A 7,169-nucleotide genomic window follows, 5' to 3' on the forward strand; every position below is an offset into this window, starting at 1 on the left:
GATAGCGAGGCGGCGGAAGTTCTACTCATGACTCAGCCAGACTGGGAGCAAGATTTACGCGCAATGGCTAAGTCCGTTCAGGGGAAGCGCTCGAAAACTATTAAATCATAAAGAACTCTCGTCTCACTCTTCCCCAAAACACCAAAGAAATAGTAACAACAGCCCACCCAAAATCAACCAATTTGGTAGATTCACATGCCTGATTAACTCTATAGGAGTCAGGACAAATATGTTAGTCACCATCGATGCTGTCAACAGTAGCAAGGTAATCAATAGGAGTGGAGGCACGATTGGGAACCAGGTAGAGAAGTTAGGAAAAAATAGGTCGAGATTTCTACACTGCAAAGAACGCGAATAAACTTTATCGATCGCACGGTGAGAGATAAGATAAAAGAAGTAAAAATTTTGTCCTGGCTAGGCATTGACCCGTGCTATCTACCATAGCTGCTGACTTCAAGATTATTTTTGAACGCGACCCTGCTGCCCGTAACTGGCTAGAGGTACTGTTATGTTACCCTGGGTTACAGGCAATTGTCTTCCATCGGGTAGCGCATCAACTCTACAAACTGCGTCTTCCCTTCATTCCAAGGTTTATTTCCGCGATCGCCCGATTTTTAACTGGGATTGAGATTCACCCTGGCGCGACAATTGGCAAGGGTTTTTTTATCGACCACGGTATGGGGGTCGTGATCGGCGAAACCGCGATCGTAGGTGATGACGTTCTGCTCTACCAAGGCGTGACTCTGGGTGGTACGGGTAAAGAAAGCGGCAAGCGTCACCCGACTGTGGGAAATAATGTCGTGGTGGGTGCGGGGGCAAAAGTCCTCGGTAACATCGAACTTGGCAGTAACGTCAGAATTGGAGCGGGTTCTGTTGTTTTACGCGATGTACCTTCTAATTGCACGGTTGTTGGCGTACCAGGTCGAATTATCTACCGTTCTGGGGCTAGAGTCGATCCGTTGGAACACGGAAGCTTACCTGACTCAGAAGCAGAGGTTATTCGCGCTCTCGTGGACAGAATTGAAGCGTTAGAACAACAGCTAGAAAAAGTACAACAGCAGCAAGCACACCAGGATTCTGTAGTCATGTCTCTTCCCGCTGCTGCTAGCTGTCAGATGAGAGATAAAGCGATCCAGCAGTTTTTAGATGGTGCGGGGATTTAAGGATTGACGGCTTGAGTAGACCAAGTGCGATCGCCTTCTAACCAAGTGTACATAGTACGGTTTTGAGGGTCGCCACGCAATTCTAAGCGATCTACCTGGACTGGTTCTAAAAGCAACAGACAAAAGTGCGGTAATGGCACTTCTGCGGGCGGTGCTGGAGGATTGAAGGCATCGGCGGCGGCTCTTGGCTCACCGGGATGCGCCCAGGCAAATTGCAGCCGTGCGGAGTCGCTTAACTCTTGCCAGCTCGATCTGCGGGCTTGTTGTAATTTTGGCTCGGAATCGTCAGCGATCGCCTTTAGCGTACCAGTGATGCGGAATTGTTCGCGGGTTTTGGGAAAATACCAGCAAGCTTCCGCCCAAGGTAGAGCTTCAATCTGAGCGAATTTTTCACTGCGAGTATCGCTGACAAACTTGAGGCGATCGCTATTGTCTAAAAAGCCCCGAAATACAAGTGTCCGATTCGCAGGACGACCATCAAGTCGGACAGTCGCCAGTTGAAGATAACGGGCATAAGGTAGACTGCGATTGAGGTGCAGCGCCCTTGCTAAAGGCGATCGCCAAGGAGCAACTGAATTCGGAATTTGGAATTCGGAATTCGGAATTGTACTGTCACCGCTCACGACTTACTACTCACTGCTAGCTACTTGTTCCCTGCTACGCGGCTCCGATGGCGAGGGAACCTCGCCCTCTGCCCGCTTCCCTGCTCCCTGCTCCCTGCTCCCTGTAAGACTAGTTTTTTCTGCCTCAGTTGCTGCCATAGTAGAACTCGTTTCAGTCAGTTGGGGCGATCGCACGGCACTTAAGGCTGTTTTGATCACGACTGCTGTGGGTACGGCAACGATTACGCCTAGCAAACCGCCAACTCTAGCGCCTGTTAAGACGGAAATCAGTACCCATACGGGATTTAATCCAGTTACGCTACCAAGAATACGGGGAGCAACGATGTTATCTAAGATCTGCTGAATGATGACAGATGCTACCAAGACTCTAGTACCTAGCCAGAAATCTTGCAGCGCTACTAATAAAGTGGTCAAAATAATTCCCACCGTTCCGCCGAAGGGAACTAAAGCCATAAACCCGATCGTGATTCCAAACAGCAAACCAAACGGCACTTTCAGCCACAAGAAAATGGCAGTTAGGGCAGAACCCATACAAATACCGAAAATTAACTGTCCGATGAAGTAATTTTGAAAGCTCAACCGGATAGTTTGGGAAAAAGGCTGGCGAATGGGTGTTGGTAGCCAAGCGATTAAGCTTTGCCAGAGTTCGTCCCCATGCTGTAACAAATAAAATGTCAAAACCATGCCCAGCAAAAAATCTAGCAGGCTTGTCACTGTCACCACAGCTAGGTTTAATGCTTGGACGGCGATCGCTTGTAATTGTCCCTTAACGCGATCGTTGATTTGTATTACTAAGGCATCGAGATTAATTGGATAACCCTGAGCCTCAGCCCAATCATTCAACAACACCAACTGATAGCGTCCTGAGTCTATCCATTCTGGCAAGCGAGTTACGAGCTGCTGCGCCTGACTAATCACTAGAGGCACGAGGGTGACACCTAGCGCCAGTAAAATCGACAAAGCCAACAAAAAGACTAAAATAGCAACTTGTTCTCGCCTTGCGCCTTGCTGCTCCATCCAGCCTACCGGATAGTTCAACAAAAATGCTAGTAAAGAAGCACCGACTAAAATAACAATCAGCGAGTGGAAGTAATCAACGATGGAGGAAATTGCCCAAGCATTGAGTACGAGTAGTGGAGCCAATAGCGCGATCGCCAGAAATCGCGTCAAAGGTGACATTGCTTGCCACCAACCTATAATAATGCGTTTCTGCATTTTCTCAGTTGCGGGAGCGAACTAAATCAAATGTCCCTTGCAGCCTATTATCCCTAACTCCGCTGTCATAACTCATCCCCCCAAGCTCGGATTCGATTACATCATATGAAAAAGCTTACAGTCTCAGAGCATTTAAATAGCGATCGCCTGCATTTACTTTTTCACCTCATCCCCATTATTGGCTTTTTTCCTTCACTGTGGACGTTGTATCGTCACGAGGGAGCAGGGAGCAGGGAGCAGGGAGCAGGGGAAGAAAGCAGAGGGGCAGAGGGAGCAGAGGGAGCAGAGGGGCAGAGGAGCAGGGGAGCAATTACCAATTACCAATTACCAATTACCAATTCTCACACAGAAAAACTCGCCGTCAGCCGTTTATCTATCACTCTAGCACTAAGCTGGTTGCTGGTATATTTCTTGTTGAGTGCTGGAGCAGAAGCTTCAGAGTTTTTAAATTTTCGTCTATTAATGTTAAATAGTTTACTGACATCTGGGTATTTTTTAGTCAGTGTGTGGTTAATGCTGCGATTGACTGCTGGTAAGTCAGTGCGTCTACCAGGATTTTCGGCACTTGCAGATCGGACGCTCGATCGACGCTGAGGTTCGGAGACAACGCCATCGGTAGAAAGTACGACTCTCTGGCTGGAATTCCGTAATAAGCCAGATGACGACTTTGCAGGATCTGCAGTAGACTCCAGGCAATATTCTCTAATTCGATCGCAAAGCCATGAAATTTACTGTTTCAGTAGCCAGCGTTACCCGTGCAGCGAATATGCCAATTGAGAAAGCGCAGCATATAGCTGTGCCTTTGTCCATTATCATGTTAAAAACTTATTAACTATTTTTGCTGACTAGTGTTAAGTGTGAGGAAGTTGTATCAGTGCAAAGAATATCAGGCTCAAAATCCAATTCTACAAGTAATTCCAAAAATTTTAGGCGCAGTAGTGCTATGAGTAGGACTGGGCGTTGGCTGTGGTTCTGGGTAATCATGAGTGGTGTCGCTGTGTTGTCAGCCACAGCAGGGGCGCTCTTAGCCTATACTATGTCAACCAAGCCGCTGATGCAAAGTCAGCTCAGCCCTGAGGAGCAAGCAATTTTCGGTACTCATGGCGATCGCTTAACGCGGGCTGGTTTTAAACTTTCGGAGCTGACCCGACCAGTTAATATTTTAGTTCTAGGTGTAAAAGTTCTCACCACAGACGTTAATACTCCTGCTGCCGAAATCAAAAAGCAAGGATATCATGCGTTAGTCAACTCCTTCGACGGCTTGACAGACACTATCCTTTTGCTGCGATTTGACCCAGCGACCAAAAAAATCGCTGCCCTTTCTATTCCCAGAGATACCCGCACCAAGATAGAAGGTCGAGGCATAGCGAAAATCAATGAAGCTAATCTCGTTGGTGGTCCAGCAGGTAGTGCTAAAGCTATTAGCGAATTACTAGATGGAGTGCCGATCGATCGCTACATTCGGATCAACGTCCAAGGAGTGGAAAAGTTGATCGATGCTTTGGGTGGCGTAACCGTTTACGTTCCTAAAGATATGAAATATCAAGATGATAGCCAGCATTTATACATTAATCTCAAAGCTGGCAAACAGCATCTTGACGGTAACAAGACTCTCCAACTGCTGCGCTATCGTCACGACGAAAACGGTGATATCGGACGGATTCAACGCCAGCAACTCGTTATGCGGGCGCTAACGGAACAAACCTTGTCGCCGAATACCCTTACCCGGATGCCGCAGATTCTCTCTGTGGTTCAATCGCACCTCGATACGAATTTGTCGATGGATGAATTGGTAGCACTGGCAAATTTTGGCGTACAAACTAATCGTTCTAACATGCAAATGTTGATGTTGCCTGGACGATTTAGTAATACAGGAGAGTATAAAGCTAGCTACTGGTTGCCAGACAGCGATCGCATTGCCAAAATGGCAACGCAGCATTTCGATGCTCCTCTTTCTGAATCCGAGCCAGTTGACTTCGATCCGGCGCGATTGAGAATTGCAATTTCCAATAGCACGGGTAGCGATCGCGCTGTCCGCTCTTTGGTCAAATCTCTTGCTGGTGCAGGCTATCGCAATGTATACATTACAAAATCGTGGTCTGAGCCATTGGACACAACTCATGTTGTTGCCCAGCAAGGCGATACTGAAAGTGCTACAACCATCCGCGACCTCTTGAACGTAGGCGAAGTCCGCGTTGAAAGCACGGGCAACCTCGGTTCTGACGTTACCATTCAAGTTGGTAAGGATTGGTTGGAACAAGAAATGAGGGGCGAGGAGCGAGGAGCGAGGAGCGAGTAGGGACAAGGCAGCTGAGGGGGCTGAGGGAGCAAGACAATTCAAAATTCCCCACACCCCACACCCTATCTACTATTAGCCACTCTCCCGACTCCCGACTCGCGACTCCCGACTCCCCAATTCCACAATCCACTCCTGTAATATCGGATTCACCAATTCTGGTGCTTCGTCTTGGGGACAATGCCCGACTCCTTTTAAGGGAATAAACTTTTGTACTTGGGGATAGTTAGCTAGTTCTTGCCCCAACTCTACGGGTTCCCAAGGGTCGGCTGTTCCCCACAAGAAAATTGCCGGACAAGATAGCTGGGGCAACAAGTCTTCTGGTAGCGGTCCTTGAGAATAAGCTGTGAAAGCAACAAAGACTGCTACAGCCCCAGCATCTTTCGCTGGAGCCATCAAAAGGTCTACTAACTCATCTGTTACTGCTTCAGGATGAGCGTAAGCTTGGAGCAAGATTTTTTTGACTGTTTTCGGTTTGGCAAGTTGTTGAAAGAAAAATTTCCCAACTGGTTGAACTGCTAATAATTTCTGAATTAGTGGTGCGCCGAAGCGTCGATGCCAAGGTAAGCCGCTGCGCTTGCGATCGTGAAGCAAACGTAGGGAACAATTGAGCATTGCCACACCTACGACTAAATCGGGGGCGTACACTGCTGCTTGCATTGCTGCAATACAACCGACAGAATTACCAACGAAAACTGCCGATGTTCCCACGACTTCGCGGCAAAAATCAGCAATTTGTTGTCCCCAAGTTTCAAACGAATACGGGATTTGTTTCCCTGGCTGTAACTCCCCTGGAGCCGGTTTAGCGGAACCACCAAAGCCAATTAGATCGATAGCGTACACTCTACAAGTCTGCGCCAAATAAGGAATATTCTTGCGCCAGTGCCACCAAGAAGCCCCAAAGCCATGTACTAGGATGACGGGAATACCGGTATCGCCCTGTTGTTGATAGCAAATCGAAAATCCCTGCCAAGTCCACGTTTTTACGGGTGGAAATGAGCTGGATGCAGTTAGAGGTGAGGCAGTCATGAATTTGAATAGCTGGTGACGATGAAAGCGCGATCGCGATTGATTGTAGCGATCGACCCTACTTTTATTGTGACAAATCTTTACATTCCCGCCTCTTGACTATCTGTAACTCCTATCTCCGCTTCTGCTGTCAGCCACAGTTCCCGCACGTCGATCGCCCGCATTCCCGCACGGTGGGCAGCTTCTAAACCTGCCTCGCTATCTTCGTAAACGATGCAATCTGTAGGAGTAACGCCCATGCGATCGGCAGCCAACAGAAAAATATCAGGTGCGGGCTTACCCCGTTCTACATCGTTAACAGTCACGATCGCATCAAATAAAGAATATAACCCGATCGCCTTTAGAGTAGGTTCTACCACGCGAATATCGCCGCCTGAAGCTACTGCTAGGGGAACTTTACCATAATGACTGCGGGCAACATCTGCTACTGCTTCAATTTCTACCACTTGATGTAGTAAGTCTAAGAAATATTTTTTCCGTGTGGGATTAACAACATTAGCATCTAAGGCGAATCCAAAAGTATGATTTACAGTTTCGATTAATTCCAGCGATGACATACCTCGGCGATCGTAAAGCCATTCCTGGCTGAGATCGACACCCAGAGGAAGTAGCGTTGCTAGCCACGCTTGAATATGAGTGGGGATAGTATGCGCTAGAGTGCCGTCACAGTCAAAAATTAAGGCGCTATAGGGTGGCGTTGGTATGAGACACGTATCTTGCATACTGCGTTTGACTTACCTACAAACCCTCTTGGGCTACACCGATTATCGCACCTCTACCATCAAAATTCGTTCCGGTCATTCCCCGATTAAAACGGCTAGCTGCGGCTCTAAGCGTAATATT

The 7,169-nt window shown here is 47.9% G+C and carries 7 protein-coding genes; 3 read left to right on the forward strand and 4 right to left on the reverse strand.

Going from position 1 to position 7,169, the window contains the following annotated elements:
* Positions 1–428: 428 nt before the first annotated feature.
* Positions 429–1,163, forward strand: a complete 735-nt coding sequence (gene cysE, locus ACRC32_RS07145) for a serine O-acetyltransferase (protein WP_438553316.1) — start codon at positions 429–431, stop codon at positions 1,161–1,163.
* On the opposite strand, the gene ACRC32_RS07150 is transcribed toward cysE, so the two are convergent.
* Complete coding sequence (locus tag ACRC32_RS07150; RefSeq protein WP_438553317.1) at positions 1,160–1,786, reverse strand: Npun_F5749 family FMN-dependent PPOX-type flavoprotein; 627 nt, start codon at positions 1,784–1,786, stop codon at positions 1,160–1,162. The two genes, cysE and ACRC32_RS07150, sit on opposite strands and share 4 nt — an antisense overlap.
* 6 nt (positions 1,787–1,792) lie before the next feature.
* Entirely contained in the window at positions 1,793–3,001 is a 1,209-nt protein-coding gene (locus ACRC32_RS07155) for an AI-2E family transporter (protein WP_438553318.1), read from the reverse strand.
* A 105-nt stretch (positions 3,002–3,106) separates the two neighbouring features.
* Here ACRC32_RS07155 and ACRC32_RS07160 point away from each other — a divergent pair, with 105 nt between their 5' ends.
* Both ACRC32_RS07160 and ACRC32_RS07165 read left to right on the forward strand, forming a co-directional pair.
* Complete coding sequence (locus tag ACRC32_RS07160; RefSeq protein WP_438553319.1) at positions 3,107–3,595, forward strand: hypothetical protein; 489 nt, start codon at positions 3,107–3,109, stop codon at positions 3,593–3,595.
* 349 nt (positions 3,596–3,944) lie between these two features.
* On the forward strand, positions 3,945–5,300 hold the full coding sequence (locus ACRC32_RS07165) for an LCP family protein (protein WP_438553320.1): 1,356 nt from the start codon (positions 3,945–3,947) through the stop codon (positions 5,298–5,300).
* A 72-nt stretch (positions 5,301–5,372) separates the two neighbouring features.
* On the opposite strand, the gene ACRC32_RS07170 is transcribed toward ACRC32_RS07165, so the two are convergent.
* Both ACRC32_RS07170 and ACRC32_RS07175 read right to left on the reverse strand, forming a co-directional pair.
* Positions 5,373–6,326, reverse strand: a complete 954-nt coding sequence (locus ACRC32_RS07170; RefSeq protein ID WP_438553321.1) for an alpha/beta fold hydrolase — start codon at positions 6,324–6,326, stop codon at positions 5,373–5,375.
* A gap of 80 nt (positions 6,327–6,406) precedes the next feature.
* Complete coding sequence (locus tag ACRC32_RS07175; RefSeq protein WP_438553322.1) at positions 6,407–7,048, reverse strand: HAD family hydrolase; 642 nt, start codon at positions 7,046–7,048, stop codon at positions 6,407–6,409.
* Positions 7,049–7,169: the final 121 nt, after the last annotated feature.

Source organism: Chroococcidiopsis sp., from assembly GCF_051657925.1.
Lineage (GTDB): Bacteria > Cyanobacteriota > Cyanobacteriia > Cyanobacteriales > Chroococcidiopsidaceae > Chroococcidiopsis.

What these genes read in the sequence shown, in the direction of transcription:
- ACRC32_RS07175 (WP_438553322.1), bottom strand. Translation starts at nt 7,048, where the DNA reads ATGCAAGATACGTGTCTCATACCAACGCCACCCTATAGCGCCTTAATT.
- ACRC32_RS07160 (WP_438553319.1), top strand. Translation starts at nt 3,107, where the DNA reads ATGAAAAAGCTTACAGTCTCAGAGCATTTAAATAGCGATCGCCTGCAT.
- ACRC32_RS07170 (WP_438553321.1), bottom strand. Translation starts at nt 6,326, where the DNA reads ATGACTGCCTCACCTCTAACTGCATCCAGCTCATTTCCACCCGTAAAA.
- ACRC32_RS07165 (WP_438553320.1), top strand. Translation starts at nt 3,945, where the DNA reads ATGAGTAGGACTGGGCGTTGGCTGTGGTTCTGGGTAATCATGAGTGGT.
- ACRC32_RS07155 (WP_438553318.1), bottom strand. Translation starts at nt 3,001, where the DNA reads ATGCAGAAACGCATTATTATAGGTTGGTGGCAAGCAATGTCACCTTTG.